The sequence below is a fragment of the Weizmannia sp. CD-2023 genome (assembly GCF_036225245.1).
GTDB classification, from domain to species: Bacteria; Bacillota; Bacilli; order Bacillales; family Bacillaceae_C; genus Weizmannia; species Weizmannia faecalis.
This window is the reverse complement of the sequence record NZ_JARTJQ010000037.1, coordinates 26,989-43,793: the sequence shown is the minus strand read 5'-3', so window position 1 is coordinate 43,793 and position 16,805 is coordinate 26,989. Positions and strand designations below refer to the sequence as shown.

The window sequence follows — 16,805 nt, the reverse complement described above, 5'->3', positions numbered from 1 at the left end:
GGCCGGAAATCCCTTCTTTTATTACAGCACATAGCGTTCTGCATCGATCAATTTATCCGCGGCTTCGCGTTTTTTCGCAATGACATTGGTTGGCGTATGGCGCGTCAGCTTGCGGAGGGCGGAAAGCGTCATTTGCAGCTGGTCGCCTTCAAGGCAGGCTGCGAGCGATTCTTTTGCAATTTGTTCGCATTGATTGAACGCTTCCTGTGTGAAAATTTGGGTATACAGCAGTTTTTGGTTCTGTTTTTCGGCACCGTCTTTGTTGATTGCTTTTTCCGTCCGAAGCACGCACGATTCTGCCGCATATATATTCGAAACGAGATCTGCCACGTTGGCAAGCAGTTCCTGTTCGTTTTCGAATTTTTTGCCGTACGTTTGCAACGCAGTGCCTGCGACGAGCAGGGCGATCTTCTTCATGTTGCGGACGAGGTATTTTTCCTGTTCAAGCGGCGCGTCGCCGACTTGTTCCGGCATCATCATCATGAGCTCTTCCTGCAGGCTTTGCGCTTTTTGCAACAGCGGCAGTTCCCCGCTGAACGCTTTTTTCACGTATGTGCCCGGCACGATCAGGCGGTTGATTTCGTTTGTTCCTTCAAAAATGCGGTTAATCCGGGAATCGCGATAGGCGCGCGAGACTTCGTATTCGTCCATAAAGCCGTAACCGCCGTGGATTTGCACCGCTTCATCGACAACATAATCCAGCACTTCAGACGCGAAGAATTTGTTCAGCGAGCATTCAATCGCATATTCGGCGATCGCATTGGCCACTGCCCGCCCGTCTTTTTCTTCTTCCGGCGTAAAATGGCTCATTCTTTCATCGAACAATCCGACTGTCCGGTAGACGGAGCTTTCGGCTGCATACAGTTTTGATGCCATCGTGCCGAATTTTTCTTTTGTCAGGTTAAACTGCGAGATCGGTGTTTTGAACTGCTGGCGGCCGTTCGCATATTTCAAGGCGATTTCAAGCACGTGTTTGCTGGAGCCGACCGCACCGACGCCTAATTTATAACGACCGATGTTTAAAATGTTAAACGCGATTTTATGCCCTTTGCCGATTTCCCCAAGCACGTTTTCAACCGGAACCGGTACGTCTTCCAGGATAAGCGTTCTTGTGGAAGAAGATTTGATCCCCATTTTCTTTTCTTCCGCACCCGTTGAAACGCCCGGGAATGTGCGTTCCACGATAAAGGCCGTGAACTTATCGCCGTCAACCTGCGCATACACGGTGAAAACATCAGCAAATCCGGCGTTCGTGATCCACTGTTTTTCTCCGTTTAAAATATAATGCGTGCCGGCTTCGTTTAATCTTGCAACGGTTTTGGCGCTCCGTGCGTCCGAGCCCGAGCTTGGTTCCGTTAAGGCATAAGCCGCAAGCCATTCGCCGGTTGCGAGTTTCGGCAAATATTTTTTCTTTTGTTCTTCGTTGCCGAACAAAACGATCGGAAGCGAACCGATGCCGACGTGCGCGCCGTGGGAAATGGCAAAACCGCCGACTTTTGCGAGCTTTTCGGAAATCAGGGCGGAGCTTACTTTATCAAGGGCGAGACCGCCGTATTCTTCCGGGACATCGGCGCTCAAAAGCCCGAGTTCGCCTGCTTTTTTCAACAATTTGACAGAGCGGTCAAATTCATGGTTTTCCAGATATTCAATTTGCGGGACCACTTCATTGTTCGTATAGTCTTCCGCCGTTTTGGCGATCATTTTTTGTTCTTCCGTCAGCTCTTCCAGCGTAAACACTTGGTCCGGTGTGATGTCCTCAATTAAAAAACTGCCGCCTTTTACAAATGCATCCGTTTTGTTTGCCATTTACAATTCCTCTCCTTTTTATCTATAATGATCGGCCGCAGATGTGCTCCGCGGCTCTTATTTCCATTAATAACGATTCAACAGGCGGATCCGGCTCCGGCGTTTTGCCTTTAGAAACATCTGATCCGCTTTTTACCATGGTCCGTTGTTTTGCCGTTCGGAACCGGCTGCTCTGCTTTTGGCCCCGGCATCTATCCATTTCAAGATCGGGTATCTGACGTTGCCATTTGAAACCGGCCGCCTGGTTCGGCTCACTGCAATCAGGACACGAGTTCAAACACACCAGCTGCACCCATGCCGCCGCCGATACACATCGTGACGACGCCGAACTGCACGTTTCTGCGCTTCATTTCATGGGCAAGCGTCAAAGTCAGCTTGGCACCTGTGCAGCCGAGCGGATGGCCGAGGGCAATTGCGCCGCCGTTAACATTGACGATGTCTTCATTCAGGCCGAGCTGGCGAATAACCTGGATAGACTGGGAAGCAAAAGCTTCATTCAATTCGAACAACCCGATATCCTCAAGGCTCAGCCCTGCCAGTTTCAAAGCTTTCGGCACAGCTTCCACCGGGCCGATCCCCATGATTTCAGGCGGCACCCCGGCAACGGCGAACGAGCGGAATTTCAACAGCGGCTTAAGCCCGAGCGATTCAGCCTTTTCTTTATCCATGAGCATTACTGCAGCCGCGCCGTCGCTTGTTTGCGACGAGTTCCCGGCCGTTACGGTTCCGGTTACCGAGAATGCCGGGCGCAGTTTTCCGAGCGTTTCTACATTTGTATCCGGCCGGACCCCTTCATCCTGCGAAAAGACGACTTTCTTTTCAACAAGTTTGTTGTCTTCGCCGACCGAACGTAATGTGACCTCAACCGGCACAATTTCGTCTTTGAATTTGCCTTCTGCAATCGCTTTTGCCGCTTTTTGGTGGCTGCGCACGCTGAAGGCATCCTGGTCTTCGCGGCTGACGCCGAATTTTTTGGCGACTTCTTCGGCCGTATGCCCCATGCCCATATAATATTCCGGCGCAGTTTCTGCAAGTCGTACATTCGGGCGGACGACATGCCCCATCATCGGGACAAGGCTCATCGATTCCGCACCGCCGGCAATGATCGTGTCAGCGTGGCCGAGCATGATCCTTTCGGCGCCGTAAGCAATCGCCTGCAGCCCGGATGAGCAGTAGCGGTTGATCGTAATCGCCGGCACCGTATCCGGCAATCCTGCTAGGGCCCCGATATTGCGTGCCATATTGAGCCCCTGTTCCGCTTCCGGCATGGCGCAGCCGATAATCAAATCATCAATATTTCCTTCATAGTTGCCGGCGCGTTTTAACGTTTCTTTTACGACAAGTGCACCTAAATCATCCGGCCGTGTTTGTGCGAGCGTCCCTTTTTTTGCTTTGCCGACCGGTGTTCTCGCCCCTGCAACAATGACAGCTTCCCTCATCACATTCCCCTCTTTCCGTGTTTTTGTAAAAGGCCCCTTCATCACCGCATGGGGTGATGAATCGGGGTTTTCCCATATACAGCCGCTTTCCTTGGGAGAACCCCTTTATGTTGTATGCGAAAAATTTGGACGGAATCTTTTCCTGCCAGAGGATCGGCATTCGCCAATCCGTGTGGCTTTAATTCCGTAACGGTTTTCCTTTTAACAGCATGTGTTGCATCCGCTGCTGTGTTTTCGGCTGTGCAATCAGGCTCAGGAACGCTTCCCTTTCCAAATCGAGCAAGTATTGTTCATCCACTTTTGTCCCGAACGGCACTTTCCCGCCTGAAAGCACAAAGGCGATCTTTTTCGCGATTTCAAGGTCATAGTCGGAAATATAGCCCGACAGATGCATTTGCTGTGCCCCGAGCAACAGCGCCGCATAACCGGATTCACCTGTGACCGGCACTTTTTCGCGGACAGGCGGTTTGTACCCTGCGTCAGCAAGGCGTAGCACAGCCTGTTTTGCATCATAAATCAGATGGTCCTGGTTAAAGCTGACGCCGTCCGTCCGGTCAAGGAAGCCGGACTCGCGCGCTTCTTCAGCAGAAGTGGACACTTTCGCCATTGCAATCGTTTCAAATACCTTGTTCACGACATTTTGCAAGTCAAACTGTACGCCTTCCGGAATGTTTTTCAAATGCTTGATGTACAGCTCTTTGTTACCGCCGCCGCCCGGAAGCAGGCCGACACCGGTTTCGACAAGGCCCATATACGTTTCGCTTGCCGCCTGGATATGCGCCGTATGCAGGCACACCTCCGCGCCGCCGCCCAAAGTCATCGCAAACGGTGCCGCGACAACCGGTTTTTGGCTGTATTTGATCTTCATCATCGTGTTCTGGAACTGGCGGACGACCATGTCAAGTTCAAAAATATTGTCATCCTGCGCTTCCATCAGCATCAAAGCAAGGTTTGCGCCGACACAGAAGTTTTTGCCCTGGTTGCCGATCACAATTCCTTTGTAATGCTTTTCTGCTTCGTCCACGGCATAATTGATCATTTGCAAAATGTCGAGCCCGATTGCGTTGCTCTTTGAGTGGAATTCAAGCAGCAGCACCCCATCGCCGATGTCGATTAAGCTTGCGCCGGCATTTTCTTTCAGCACTTTGCCCTGCGTTTTCAAAGCTTTGAGATTGATTTCTTTCGGATTGGCTGGGAGCGGCTTGTATGCTCCATTGTCATAGTACGAGACAACGCCGTTTTCTTCTTTGTAAAAAGACGTGAAGCCTTTTTCCAGCATGCCTTTCACCCAGCCGGGCACTTGAAGGCCATCCTCTTCCATTTTTTGCACGGATTTTTCAACGCCGATTGCATCCCATGTTTCAAACGGGCCGAATTTCCAGCCGAAGCCCCATTTCATCGCCTGGTCGATGGCGAGAATATCATCGGCAATCACGCCTGAAAGTTCTGCCGAATACACAAGGCAAGGCGCGAGAATATTCCAGAGCAGCCGTCCGGCACGGTCATCCGCATACACAATCGTTTTGATTTTATTGGCAGTTCCTTTTGCCTGCCGGGCCGCTTCCAAAGAAGCCGCTTTCATTTTCGTGCGTTCGCCGTATTCCAGCGTTTCCGGATTTAATTCATAGATTTCTTTTCCCTTTTTTTCATAAAAGCCTTTGCCGGTTTTGCTGCCAAGCCAGCCGTTTTCAACGAGCTTGTGCATGAATGCCGGCACTTTAAAAACTTCTTTTTCTTCGCCTTCCGTTTTTTCATACACGTTATTCGCAACATGGACGAACGTATCGATCCCGACCACATCGAGCGTCCGGAACGTTGCGCTTTTTGGCCGGCCGATCACCGGGCCTGTCACGGAATCGACTTCGCCGACCGTGTAGCCGCCTTTCATCATCTCCCGCACGGTGACAAGCAGGCCGTATGTACCGATGCGGTTGCCAATAAAGTTTGGCGTATCTTTTGCAAGCACGACACCTTTTCCGAGCACATCTTCGCCGAACTGTTTCATAAATGAAGTGACGTCCGGGTCGGTGTCAGCGGTCGGAATCACTTCGAGCAATTTCAAATAGCGCGGCGGGTTAAAAAAGTGGGTCCCGAGAAAATGCTTTCTGAAATCTTCGCTCCGCCCTTCCGCCATCGCTTCGATCGAAATGCCGGACGTGTTTGAGCTTACAATGGTTCCCGGCCGGCGGAATCGTTCCACTTTTTCGAATACTGATTTTTTAATATCCAAACGTTCTGTTACCACTTCAATAATCCAGTCGGCTTCTTTCAGCCGTTCAAGATCGTCTTCCAGGTTGCCCGCTTCAATGAGCGCCAGGCTCTTTTTCGATGTGAGCGGGGCCGGTTTCTGTTTTAAAAGCTTCTGCAGTGCAGACTGGCTGAAGCGGTTTCGGACGGCTTTGTCCTCCAATGTGTACCCCTTTGCTTTCTCTGCTTCCGTGAGTGCATTCGGGACAATGTCGAGCAAAAGTACCGGAATCCCGATGTTTGCCAGATGTGCGGCGATGCCCGATCCCATTACACCGGAACCGATGACAGCCGCTTTTTGAATGGTATACCGCATAGTGCATCCCCTTTCTTTTTGAATGAATGCTCATTCATTAAGTGCTTAAAAAAATAACGCTTTCATCTTTAATAATAATATATACGAATTTTTTCATTCTATCAATCACTTCATCTCAAAAAATCGCCATTTTTTAAAATTTTTTATATGTCTAGCCGTTTTGGGCAAGCTAAACGAAAAGCGTGGGGAGGTGAACCAATGGCAAAGCTAAAGAAAAATCCGTCAAAAGCGGGTGTGAGCGCGGCAAGCGTAAAAGGCAATGCCGGCCCGACAGTGGAGCGTGACGGCGGCGGAAAAGTAAACAGCCAAAACAACCAGTACAAAAAATAAGCAGGCGGCTGCATAGGATCCGCAGCTCATTCAAACAATAAAGGAAGACTTGGATAAAGGAGGAAATGGAATGCAACAACAGCCTTTTTCACAGCAGCAAAACGGGCAAACGGTTTACAACGCCCCACCCGATGTCATGTCAACAAAAGATTTGGCCTATGTGGATGATATGCTGGCCTGGAATCTGCTGGCGATGAAAAAAGCGCATGATGCGGCAACGCGCTGCCAGGACAATGAATTGAAAGCTGTTTTTGAAGCATGCGGGCAAATGCACCAGCGCCACTACAACCAGATTTTGGGTCATTTGAAAAGCCACTTGCAATAACAAAAACGAATGCCAGCCCGCCACAAAAAGCGAACCCTGCTTTTCCCGTTCATAAAGGGCATGCGTTCGCAGCCGGAAAGGGGCAGGTACCCCGCTCCGGAATGCGCGCACAGCTCGGGCCAAAGAAAAAAGCAGGCTGTCCGTCCGGGGCAACCGCACTTCCCGGCCTGAATTAGCCGCCCCGGCAGCCGGGCTTAATGGAAAAAGAAACCGCCCCGCTCGAGCCCTGGCAGGCGAATCTGCACGGGGCTCGCGGCAGAGATACCTAAATGCGGAACGCGCATAATACGACCATTTTAAAAAAGGAGGTACAACATTTGGATTCCCAACAACAGCAGCAGCAAAAAATTCAAAACCCGAAGACACAATTTCCTGAAACACCAGAAATGAACGACCGCGATCTTGCCAATGACCTGCTTTCGATGGAAAAATATATGACCGCTTCTTATAATACTGCTATGAACGAAGCGAGCCACGAAAAACTGTATCGCGATCTTCTGACCATTTTTACGGAAACGCAGAATGAGCAGCGCAAATTGTATGAGACGATGTTCCAAAAAGGCTGGTACAGTATGGAAGCGGCAGAACAGCAAAAACTGCAACAGTCTTACCAGCAGCACCAAGGCTACGCTTCGCAGTTCCCGTACGGCGGTCAGGTGCAATAGCCGCAAAAAACAGGCGGCACGATGCCGCCTGTTTTTTATTTTTCGTTAGAAAACATATATTTTCTGTAATGATAACGGATTGAAAAAATAAATCCGACCGCAAGCATATTCCCCATCAGCGAACTCCCACCGTAGCTGATAAACGGCAGCGGGATCCCGGTAATCGGCAGCACCTGGATCGTCATGCCGATATTTTCAAACACGTGGAACGTAATCATCGCAATGACGCCGGCGCAAATGTAGGAATAAAAATCATTTTTCGTCTCAAGCCCTGCTTTTATAATATGGTAAATAAGCATAAAAAACAGGCCGATAACAATGCTCCCACCGATAAAGCCGAACTGCTCGCCGATCACGCTGAAAATAAAGTCCGTCTGGTTTTCCGGAAGGCTCACTTCAGTTGCGCCAAGCCCCTTTCCAAACGTCTGGCCGGAACCAATGGCCAAAAGGGACTGAATCAGGTGGTAGCCGTCTGTATTGGAATAGTTATAAGGATCAATCCAGGCATAGATCCGGCCAAACTGGTACGAACGGACGCCAAGATATTTTTCGAGAAGTGCCGGCTGCCAGAGGACAAGATAAAAAATTAATCCTGCCAGTGCCGCGCCGCTGCTAAAAATCGGAAGCAATAGTTTCCATGTGATGCCTGACACAAATACAAGCCCGAAAAATATCGCAATAAACACAAGTGACGTTCCCAAATCCTGCCCAATGGTCAACATGAGCGGCACAAACAAGCAGATACCGAGTTTCACAAACAGCCAGAAATCCGATTTTACTGACCGGTTTAGCACTTTTTCATTATGATCCGAAATGAGGCGTGCCATTGCTAAAATTAAAAATGGCTTCATGATTTCAGAAGGCTGGAATGTCCCAATCACCGGGAACACAAACCAGTTTTTCGCCCCATTACGCTCCGGGGCAATGCTGGCTGGTGCCAGGATCAGCAAAATCAACAGCAAAATCCCGAACCCGTAACCGTACCACGATATTTTTTTCAGCTGGTCGGAGTCAAGGCGGATCACCAATGCGATAATGATCGCGCCGACCACATAGTTGATGACTTGTTTTATCAGAAAGCTGCTGTCAGCCGTATAAATGGCAACAAGGCTGACAATGCAGAACAACATCAGCGTTAAAACCAGCCCGTAATCAATTTTAGAACCTTCATCCCGCGAAGACAATTCCATCACCTGACTTCTCAATGCCGGAACCGCCGGCCGTAAAATAAAATAAATGATACGGATCCTTCAAAACAACTGACCCCCATCATTTTTTCATACAAGCTTTATTATACATCATACGTGAAGAAGCACAATCCTTTTCGTTTTGGAAATATTTCTTTGGCAGGTTGAAAAATGTTGAAATTCCTCTGCCGCTCTATATACAATAAGAAAGAATGATGAAAGGATGGAGATGGTCTGGAGTGGAAGCGATTAAAAGTGCGGAAGAATTTAAAACGGTAACGGGAGGAGAAGCACCGGTTATCGTGAAATTTTATGCAGATTGGTGTCCGGATTGCAAAGTGATGAATCTGTTTATTGGTGATGTGATCAAGGACTATCCGCAATATAAATGGTATGAAATCAACAGCGACGCGTTCCGAGCGATTGCGGATGAAAACCAGGTGATGGGCATTCCGAGCCTGCTAGTTTTCCAAAACGGTGAGAAAAAAGCGCATCTGCACAGTGCAAATGCAAAGTCGCCGGAAGAAGTACGCGAATTTTTAAATCATGTCGTATTGTAAAAAAAGGACCCGGAGCCGGGGAAGGCGTTCCGGGTCTTTTTTAATACGTTGTCAGTTTCAGCACTTCCTGGAGTCGATAAAGGACTTTTAACAAATAAGTGGAGAAGCCTTCGTGTTTTTTGTACGGGACGGTAAAAGCGCCGTCTTCATTGTTCCACAGCCGCCCGAAGTACCGGCGGATCTCTTTTGTGATGGCCGCATCATTCCGTGCCTTCACAAATAAATCGGTCTCCAAATTATAATCGTCCAGGTTGCGAAGCGTTAAATTGGTCGACCCGCCGAAAAAGAGCGAGCGGCCGGGCTTTTCAATCCAGACCAGCTTCGGATGGAATTGCTCGAGCCCGGTATTATACCAGCGGATTTTGATCTTTCCATCCGTTTTCTTTACGAGTTCCTGTGTAACAGGCTGGTTGGGAAGCCCGATTTTTTTATGCCCGAACGCGTTTAAATTCGGGTCGAGGATAAGCCGGATGCGGACGCCGCGGGAAGATGCCTTCTCAAGCGCACGGACCACTTTCCGGTCAGCCAAATAAAACATCGCCATCGAAATCGAATCGCCTTTTTTTGTCGCCTTGATTTCTTTCATCATCCGGTCGTAAACTTTCCCCTCCGTTAACAGCTGGACGGCAATCCTGCCTTTTCCCCTTTCTTTCCCTTTGTATTGCGGCAGCTCCGGGCCGTCCGACATATCGGAAGCCGCCTGCTCCGATTCCAGAACATCCCGAATGACCGGCCCTTTTACAAGAAAAGCGATATTGGAATGCCAGCCGCTTGCGTCATGCGGGTTGCCGGATGCAATGACCGTTCCGTTTTCAGTCGTAAACGTTTTGCGGTGGTTCGCTTTAATATTAAAAAGTTCAAGATACGAGCGGAGCGTCATCTTCGGCGCATTGTCCCCGAAAGCATTTGGCAGCCAGCCGGTCCCGCCCTGGCCGAACCACTGGAAAAACATATGCCAAATGCCGGAATAAAGCGGTGTCGGGTCACGCAGCGAGTCCAAATGCGTAAAGACCACACGGATGCCATGTTCCTTTAGCCGTTTTAAAATGCCAGCTTCATGGGACCCGTAAGAAGTATTGATCGGATCGGTGATGACGATGATGCGGATACCAGGTTCTTTTTCTTTTTTGGCAATCAGCCTGTCCGCGAGCCTCTCAGCAAGCGGCGGCACTTTCATCTTTTGATCATGGTAGCCGTTAAAAAGGAAGAGATCGGCGACGATATATTGATGGGCTTGGTCAATCATCCGGTAAATTTCAGGATAGACGGTCTGCTCCACCTTTCTTTTTCCTGTCCCCTTTTCCCGGTATGTTAAATCCGAAAGAAAACGGATGTCTTGATCGTGAACGTTATATGTTCTGCCTTCATAGGAAATCCCTTTTGGAAGCGGCTTATATGTATGGTACAGCATGACAGCCGCATAAATGGCAATTAAGACAAGCAACCCATAAGACAGCCATTTCTTTCTGCTTTTTTTCATTACAACCCCCCGTTTTCCTGTATCTTTCCCCTCCACCACGCCTGACAAACATGCAGGCAAGCGTTTGAAAAGCAACGGAACGGGTAACATAAAAGTACTTTAATTTAGAAAGGAAAAGGCTATATGATCTGGACAATTATTGGGATTTTGCTCGTACTTTGGATTTTAGGCATTGTTTTTCACATCGCCGGCGCTTTTGTGCACCTTCTGCTTGTCATCGCCGCCATTGTGCTGCTGTTTAAAATTTTTTCAGGCATGCGCGGAAATAACAGCCGATAGAGGCTGAGGGTATAGATATATAAAATAAACTTAAGTTTTTACTCAAGCCCGAGCACCAATTTGCATCATGACTACTTTTTACAGTAGGCAACAGAGCTAAAGAAATTTTGTTCATTTTATATAGAAGGTTGAGCCGCACCAAAGGCTTTAACCTTCTTTTTTTAGGCAACCCTTTCTTTATCCAATATTCCTTCCGAAAGCTCCGCTCTTTTTCTAAGCGATGCATCAAGTACTGCAATTCTATCCTGTATCTATAGAAGATGCCGGAAAATACTGGCGCATTTCCGGGTTTAAAGGTATAACTATAATGGAGATAGGCTAGCCCATTTCTATCCGGCTCTAGAACGAAAAGACAAAGGAGTGTTGTAAACACTGTGAAGAAGATCATCCAGTTTTGCCTAAACAACAAATTTGCCATTTGGCTGATGACCCTCATTGTGGCGGGTGCTGGGATTTATGCCGGCATGAATATGAAAATGGAAACCATTCCGAATATCGACGCGCCATACATGCTGGTGACAGCCTCTGATCCGGGTGCCACACCGGAAGAAGTCGAAAATAAAATTACGCAACCGATCGAACAACGGCTGAAAAACCTCACCGGCGTCAATACGGTCTCCACTTCCTCGACGGAAAGCAATTCCCAGATCCAGCTTGAGTATAAATATGGCACGGATATGGATCAAGCGAAAAAAGACATCCAGGATGCGCTCGAAAAAGTGGACCTGCCGGATAATATTGACAAGCCGTCCGTAACAAGGATCAGCATCAATGATTTTCCGATCCTGTCTTTAAGTGTGTCGGATAAAAGCCGGTCTTTTCAGCACTTAACGAAAATTGTCGAAGAGGATCTTGTTCCAAAACTGCAGAGCATTGACGGCGTGTCCGATGTGCAGGCTTCCGGCCAGTACGTGCAGGAAGTCCAGCTGACCTTTAAACAGGACAAGTTGAATGCACTGGGGCTCGATGAGGACACTGTCAAAAAAGCGATCCAGGGCGCAAACGTTTCGGTACCGCTCGGCCTCATCAACTTCGGAAAAGAAAACAAATCGGTAGAAATCGATGGAAACGTGAAATCGCTGAAGCATTTTGAGAATCTGAAAATCCCGTACACCCCGAAAACGGGTGCAGCTTCCGCTTCGTCCGCAGCCGCGCAGGCTTCAGGGGCACAATCCCCAAATGCGGCGCAGACTTCAGGAACGCAGGCCTCGGGTGCGCACGCTTCAGGGGCGCAGCAACCGGCGAATGCCGGAACGCAAGCGACGCAAGCCAACGTCGGTATGCCAACCGTTGCGTTAAAAGAGATTGCCGATATCAAAGTTGTCGGCAAGCATGAATCGATTTCTAAAACGAACGGGAAAGATTCAATCGGCATCCAAATTACAAAAGCTCCGGATGCAAACACGGTGGATGTTGCCGATGCAGTAAATAAAAAAGCCGCACAGTTTAAAGCGGACTATAAAGGCACACAAATTTCCACCATTCTGGACCAGGCAACACCTATCAAAGACTCCGTCAAAACGATGTTCGAAAAAGCAATCATCGGGGCCGTATTTGCGATTGTGGTCATCCTGCTGTCTTTGCGGAATGTGCGTTCCACCATTATCGCGGTCATCTCGATCCCGCTCTCGGTGCTGATTGCTTTTATTATTTTGCACCAGCTTGACATCACATTAAACGTGATGACACTCGGAGCCATGACGGTGGCAATCGGGCGCGTTATTGATGACTCGATTGTCGTCATTGAAAATATCTACAGACGCCTGACGTTGCGGGAAGAAAAACTGCGCGGAAAAGCGCTGATTCGTGAAGCGACGGTTGAAGTTTTTAAACCGGTTATGTCTTCCACGATCGTAACCGTCATCGTCTTTGTCCCGCTTGCACTTGTGAGAGGGATGGTCGGGGAACTGTTCATGCCGTTTGCCCTGACGCTAATTTTTGCCTTGCTAGCATCGCTTCTTGTGGCGATCACGGTGGTGCCGATGTTTGCCCATTCGTTATTTAAGAACGGGTTGAAGAAAAACACGCGGACTACGAACGAAGGGCACGGCCGGATCGCTTTATTTTACAAAAAGATTCTGAACTGGTCGCTCAACCATAAGCTGGTCACGTTCGGCATCGCATGCCTGCTTCTTATCGGTAGTTTGTTTTTAATCCCGCTTATCGGCGTCAGCTTTATTGAAAACGAAGGCCAGAAAGTCGTGTATGCCACCTATGCGCCGGAACCAGGGGAAACCCTTTCCGATGTGAAGAAGATAGCAGGAAAAGCGGAGGATTACTTAATCCACCGTAAAAATGTAAAAAATGTGCAATATTCCATTGGGGAGTCGGCTTTCAGCACCAACAGCAACTCCGCCATCTTTGTTGTCGAATATGACCAGGATACCAAAAATTTCGACCGCGAACCGGAAAAAGTCATTAAAGCCCTGCAACAAAGGACGGACCAGGGTACATGGAAATCACAGGACTTCGCATCTATGTCGAATGATGATTTAACGATGTATGTCTATGGCAACAATCTGGATGAAATCAAACCGGTCATCCATAAAATTGAAAAAGTCATGAAAAACAACGACAACTTGAAAAATGTTGAAACCAGCCTTTCCGAAACTTATCAGCAATACACGCTTGTCGCCAACCAGAACAAACTGGCTGCTCTCGGGTTAACAGCCGGCCAGCTCGGAACCGGCCTTGCGCAAACCGGCAACCGGACCGTGCTTACAACCGTTGAAAAAGGCGGAGAAGAATTAAATGTTTACGAACAGAACAAAACCGGGCATTACGACAATATTGGCGATCTGACCAATCAAAAAGTCACGTCGCCCCTCGGCACAAAAGTAGCGCTAAAGGATGTCGTGGACGTGAAAAAAGGCGAAACACCGGATGCAGTCTCGAAACGGGACGGCAAAATCTATGCCAGTGTAACCGGCAAGATCAAGACAGCTGACGTTGCGAAAGTGACACAACAAGTTCAAAACAAAGTGGATAAACTCGATATTCCAAAATACATCCATGTCGAAACCGGCGGCGTAACGGAAGACATCAATGACTCGTTTACAAAGCTCGGTTATGCGATGCTGGCTGCTGTTGCGATCGTTTATCTTGTGCTCGTGATTACATTCGGCGGGGCCCTCGCGCCGTTTACCATTCTTTTCTCACTGCCATTTGCCGTAATTGGTGCACTGGTCGCCCTGTACCTGGCGCATGAAACGATCAGCGTCACCGCCATGATCGGCGCCCTGATGCTGATCGGCATCGTGGTGACGAATGCCATTGTGCTAATCGACCGGGTGGTGCATAAAGAAAAGGCGGGGCTGTCCACACGCGAAGCATTGCTTGAAGCAGGCGCGACAAGGCTGCGTCCGATTTTAATGACCGCTTTTGCAACAATCTTTGCACTGATCCCGCTTGCTCTGGGCTACGGCGGCGGCGGGCTCATTTCGAAAGGGGTCGGCATCACAGTAATCGGCGGCTTGACCAGCTCCACTTTACTGACACTTATCATCGTTCCGGTTGTTTACGAATTTTTAATGAAGTTCAGGAAAAAAGAAAAACATCCGGAAGAAGTATGAAAAAAGAGGTTGCCCAGGGGCAACCTCTTTTTTCTGCATGTGGAAGCAGCACCAGCGCTTGCGTCGGAGAGGTAAAACTTGGGAAAGCCGGGATTTACCTGCAAACCCCGGTTCCTGTTCGATTTAGCTTCTTTCAAGTAGGGATGAATAAGCAAAATTCTTAGATTTGGTAAGAATGCTGGAGGCCGGTTTTTTTTCGTGCTTCTTTAACGTAGACGCGCTCTATGTGAAGGAAGGCCTTCGTTTTTCCACGCTTCCTTAACGTAGACGCGCTCTATGTGAAGGAAGGCCTTCGTTTTTCCACGCTTCCTTAACGTAGACGTGCCCTATGTGAAGGAAGACCCTCGTTTTTGCTTGCTTCCTTAACGTAGACGGGGTCTATGTTAAGGAAGGGCTTCGTTTTTCCATGCTTCCTTAACGTAGACGGGGTCTATGTTGAGGAAGGACTTCGTTTTTCCACGCTTCCTTAACATAGGGCTTGCTGAATCACCAAACTTCCTAGATTTGGAAAAACTTAATACAATGTGCAAGGGTTAAAGATGGATTCTTCTATATTTTGAAAAAGAGCTTGCTGACAAATTGGGTACAAATTCAGAATCGGATTCGTTCACCAAGCCCCAAGTAGGACATTTCGAGCCAGGATGCAGCTCCTTTTGTCCTTTTGGCAGATTCAAAAGGACATTTCGGGCTCGGATGCAACGTGTTTTGTCCTTTTGACGGCTACAAAGGGACATTTCGAGCCCAGATGCTGCTCCTTTTGTCCCTTTGACAGCTTCAAAAGGACATTTCAGACCCGGATTCAGCTCCTTTTGTCTTTTTGACAGCTTCAAAAAGACATTTTGGGCCCGGGTGGAGGTCAATTTGTCCTTTTGACGGCTTCAAAAGGACATTTCGGGCTCGGATGCAACGTGTTTTGTCCTTTTGACGGCTTCAAAGGGACATTTTGGGCCCGGGTGGAGGTCAATTTGTCCTTTTGACGGCTTCAAAAGGACATTTCAGACCCGGATGCAACGTGTTTTGTCCTTTTGACAGCTTCAAAAAGACATTTCGGACCCAAACGCGACTCCTTTTGGTCCTTTTACATCACGCAAAAGAACAATTTGACCTCACTGTACGGCTAGTTTCTCTTTTTTTCCAGGTCCGCTGATTCGCATCCTTGCTGAAGAAATTAAAAAAGCCGACCTATCTTTCAGGTCCAGCCTCGTAAACGCAATGAAGATTCATTTTTTAGCAAACGCTACAAAAACGGCCATTGCAAAACCCGAAAGCCCCTAATTTCCCCCAAGAATGATCGCAGCGGGTTCGGGAGCGGGTTTTCCAATATAGTACCCTTGCGCCAAATGCATGCCGATCGATTTGCAATAGAGCAGTTCTTCTTCGCGTTCAATTCCTTCCGCTAGCACATAAATACCGGTTTCTCCCGCAATTTCCATGACTTCCTGCAAAAAGCGCTGTTTGACCTTATTCTCGTCGCAATGGGAAATAAAAAAACGGTCGATTTTCACATAGTTCGGATTTAAGATTTTCAAAGTTTCAAGCGTTGCGTACCCCGAACCGAGATCATCAAGCGCCACGCTGACGCCAAGATCACGGTAAATCCCGAGTATCTTTTTTAAAAAGTGGACATCGTTGATCTTCTCGGTTTCCACGACTTCAAAGACAAGGTCCTCGGGGGAAATATCGTACTGTTCAATCAAAGTGAACGTATGCCGCAAGCAAAACTTGTAATCATAAATCGAAGCGGGCAAAAAATTGATAAAGCTCTTCACGCCGCGGGGCAGTTTCTCAACACGGGCTTTCAGTGCCGCTTCCCTGGCGCGCAAATCCAATAACGAATGCAGCCCGGTTTTATGGGCGGCATCAAATAACAGGCCTGGGGGAATGTTCCGGTTCGGCAAACGGGTGCGCAGCAAAGATTCATAGCCGTATATTTGGTTGTCCTGAATGCGGATGATCGGCTGAAAATAACTTGTCAGGCTGCCGGAAATAATCACTTTCACAAGCATCTCATAGCGGATGCGCTCTTTCAATTGAGAAAGCGGCAGGGAGAGCGTCGAAAATCCGGATCCGGACGGATGGACACTGGTGAAAAGATCAACCGTTTCGGGCATATCTTTTATGATATCAAATAAAGTATCCTTTGCTTCAAACGGAATCATTAAATACTCGGAAAGAACTTCGTATACACAGGATTTCTGCGTCATATATTCAATGACAGCCTGCGTTTTTTGTATGTATAATAAACCGCTTTCCGGAATATGAAAAGATGCATCGTTCTCCAGGTTTGGCTTCTCATTCAGCATGTGATTCATCCTCATCCAGTCGTTTAACTTATTTATACCAAAAAATGCCCGGCAAAGCTACTATGAAAAGCAGGCTGCAGGCGGCATCATCCCGGCCGAAAAAACGATCAAAGACGCTTTTCTCCCTCCTTCCCTATTCTACAATTGATAATCAAACGCTGCAAATGAAAATAGCACATTTCCCTCACACTTCTATTAGTCCTCCTTTCCATTGATATGATAATCTTTACTTTAAATTTATTATAAATAAATATTGATTTTTATAATGAACCAGTTATAATATAGATATCAAATAG

Annotated in this window: 12 protein-coding genes; 6 read left to right on the top strand and 6 right to left on the bottom strand. The window is 48.1% G+C overall.

Features of this window, described 5'->3' with window-relative positions:
- Positions 1 to 21 precede the first annotated feature (21 nt).
- From P9687_RS05140 to P9687_RS05130, 3 genes are all read right to left on the bottom strand, one after another.
- Positions 22 to 1,806, bottom strand: coding sequence for an acyl-CoA dehydrogenase family protein (locus P9687_RS05140; protein ID WP_014097521.1), 1,785 nt, complete (start codon positions 1,804 to 1,806; stop codon positions 22 to 24).
- Between the two features lie 260 nt (positions 1,807 to 2,066).
- Positions 2,067 to 3,245: an acetyl-CoA C-acetyltransferase gene (locus P9687_RS05135; protein WP_014097520.1), complete on the bottom strand. Its 1,179-nt coding sequence runs from the start codon at positions 3,243 to 3,245 to the stop codon at positions 2,067 to 2,069.
- A 178-nt stretch (positions 3,246 to 3,423) separates the two neighbouring features.
- Entirely contained in the window at positions 3,424 to 5,808 is a 2,385-nt protein-coding gene (locus P9687_RS05130; RefSeq protein WP_035189623.1) for a 3-hydroxyacyl-CoA dehydrogenase/enoyl-CoA hydratase family protein, read from the bottom strand.
- A gap of 198 nt (positions 5,809 to 6,006) precedes the next feature.
- Between P9687_RS05130 and P9687_RS05125 the strand changes: the two genes are divergently transcribed.
- The 3 genes from P9687_RS05125 (at position 6,007) to P9687_RS05115 (ending at position 7,128) form a co-directional block, all read left to right on the top strand.
- Positions 6,007 to 6,138 (top strand): YuzL family protein, encoded by a 132-nt coding sequence (locus P9687_RS05125; RefSeq protein ID WP_013860151.1) that lies wholly within the window; start codon positions 6,007 to 6,009, stop codon positions 6,136 to 6,138.
- 70 nt (positions 6,139 to 6,208) lie between these two features.
- Positions 6,209 to 6,463, top strand: a complete 255-nt coding sequence (locus P9687_RS05120; protein ID WP_014097518.1) for a hypothetical protein — start codon at positions 6,209 to 6,211, stop codon at positions 6,461 to 6,463.
- A 317-nt stretch (positions 6,464 to 6,780) separates the two neighbouring features.
- A complete protein-coding gene (locus P9687_RS05115) occupies positions 6,781 to 7,128 on the top strand; it encodes a spore coat protein (protein WP_035189621.1) in 348 nt (115 codons plus the stop codon).
- 35 nt (positions 7,129 to 7,163) lie between these two features.
- Here P9687_RS05115 and P9687_RS05110 read toward each other — a convergent pair whose 3' ends face one another.
- On the bottom strand, positions 7,164 to 8,318 hold the full coding sequence (locus P9687_RS05110; RefSeq protein ID WP_035189620.1) for an FtsW/RodA/SpoVE family cell cycle protein: 1,155 nt from the start codon (positions 8,316 to 8,318) through the stop codon (positions 7,164 to 7,166).
- Between the two features lie 236 nt (positions 8,319 to 8,554).
- Here P9687_RS05110 and P9687_RS05105 point away from each other — a divergent pair, with 236 nt between their 5' ends.
- Positions 8,555 to 8,875: a thioredoxin family protein gene (locus P9687_RS05105; protein WP_035189619.1), complete on the top strand. Its 321-nt coding sequence runs from the start codon at positions 8,555 to 8,557 to the stop codon at positions 8,873 to 8,875.
- Positions 8,876 to 8,915: 40 nt separating this feature from the next.
- On the opposite strand, the gene P9687_RS05100 is transcribed toward P9687_RS05105, so the two are convergent.
- Positions 8,916 to 10,355, bottom strand: coding sequence for a phospholipase D family protein (locus P9687_RS05100; RefSeq protein WP_328228451.1), 1,440 nt, complete (start codon positions 10,353 to 10,355; stop codon positions 8,916 to 8,918).
- Positions 10,356 to 10,478: 123 nt separating this feature from the next.
- Here P9687_RS05100 and P9687_RS05095 point away from each other — a divergent pair, with 123 nt between their 5' ends.
- The gene (locus P9687_RS05095; protein WP_014097513.1) at positions 10,479 to 10,634 is read left to right on the top strand and encodes a lmo0937 family membrane protein; all 156 of its coding nucleotides are present in this window, start codon (positions 10,479 to 10,481) and stop codon (positions 10,632 to 10,634) included.
- A 374-nt stretch (positions 10,635 to 11,008) separates the two neighbouring features.
- Positions 11,009 to 14,206: an efflux RND transporter permease subunit gene (locus P9687_RS05090; RefSeq protein WP_017552014.1), complete on the top strand. Its 3,198-nt coding sequence runs from the start codon at positions 11,009 to 11,011 to the stop codon at positions 14,204 to 14,206.
- 1,271 nt (positions 14,207 to 15,477) lie between these two features.
- Here the strand turns inward: P9687_RS05090 and P9687_RS05085 are convergent.
- On the bottom strand, positions 15,478 to 16,509 hold the full coding sequence (locus P9687_RS05085) for an EAL domain-containing protein (protein WP_035189616.1): 1,032 nt from the start codon (positions 16,507 to 16,509) through the stop codon (positions 15,478 to 15,480).
- Between the last annotated feature and the right edge of the window lie 296 nt (positions 16,510 to 16,805).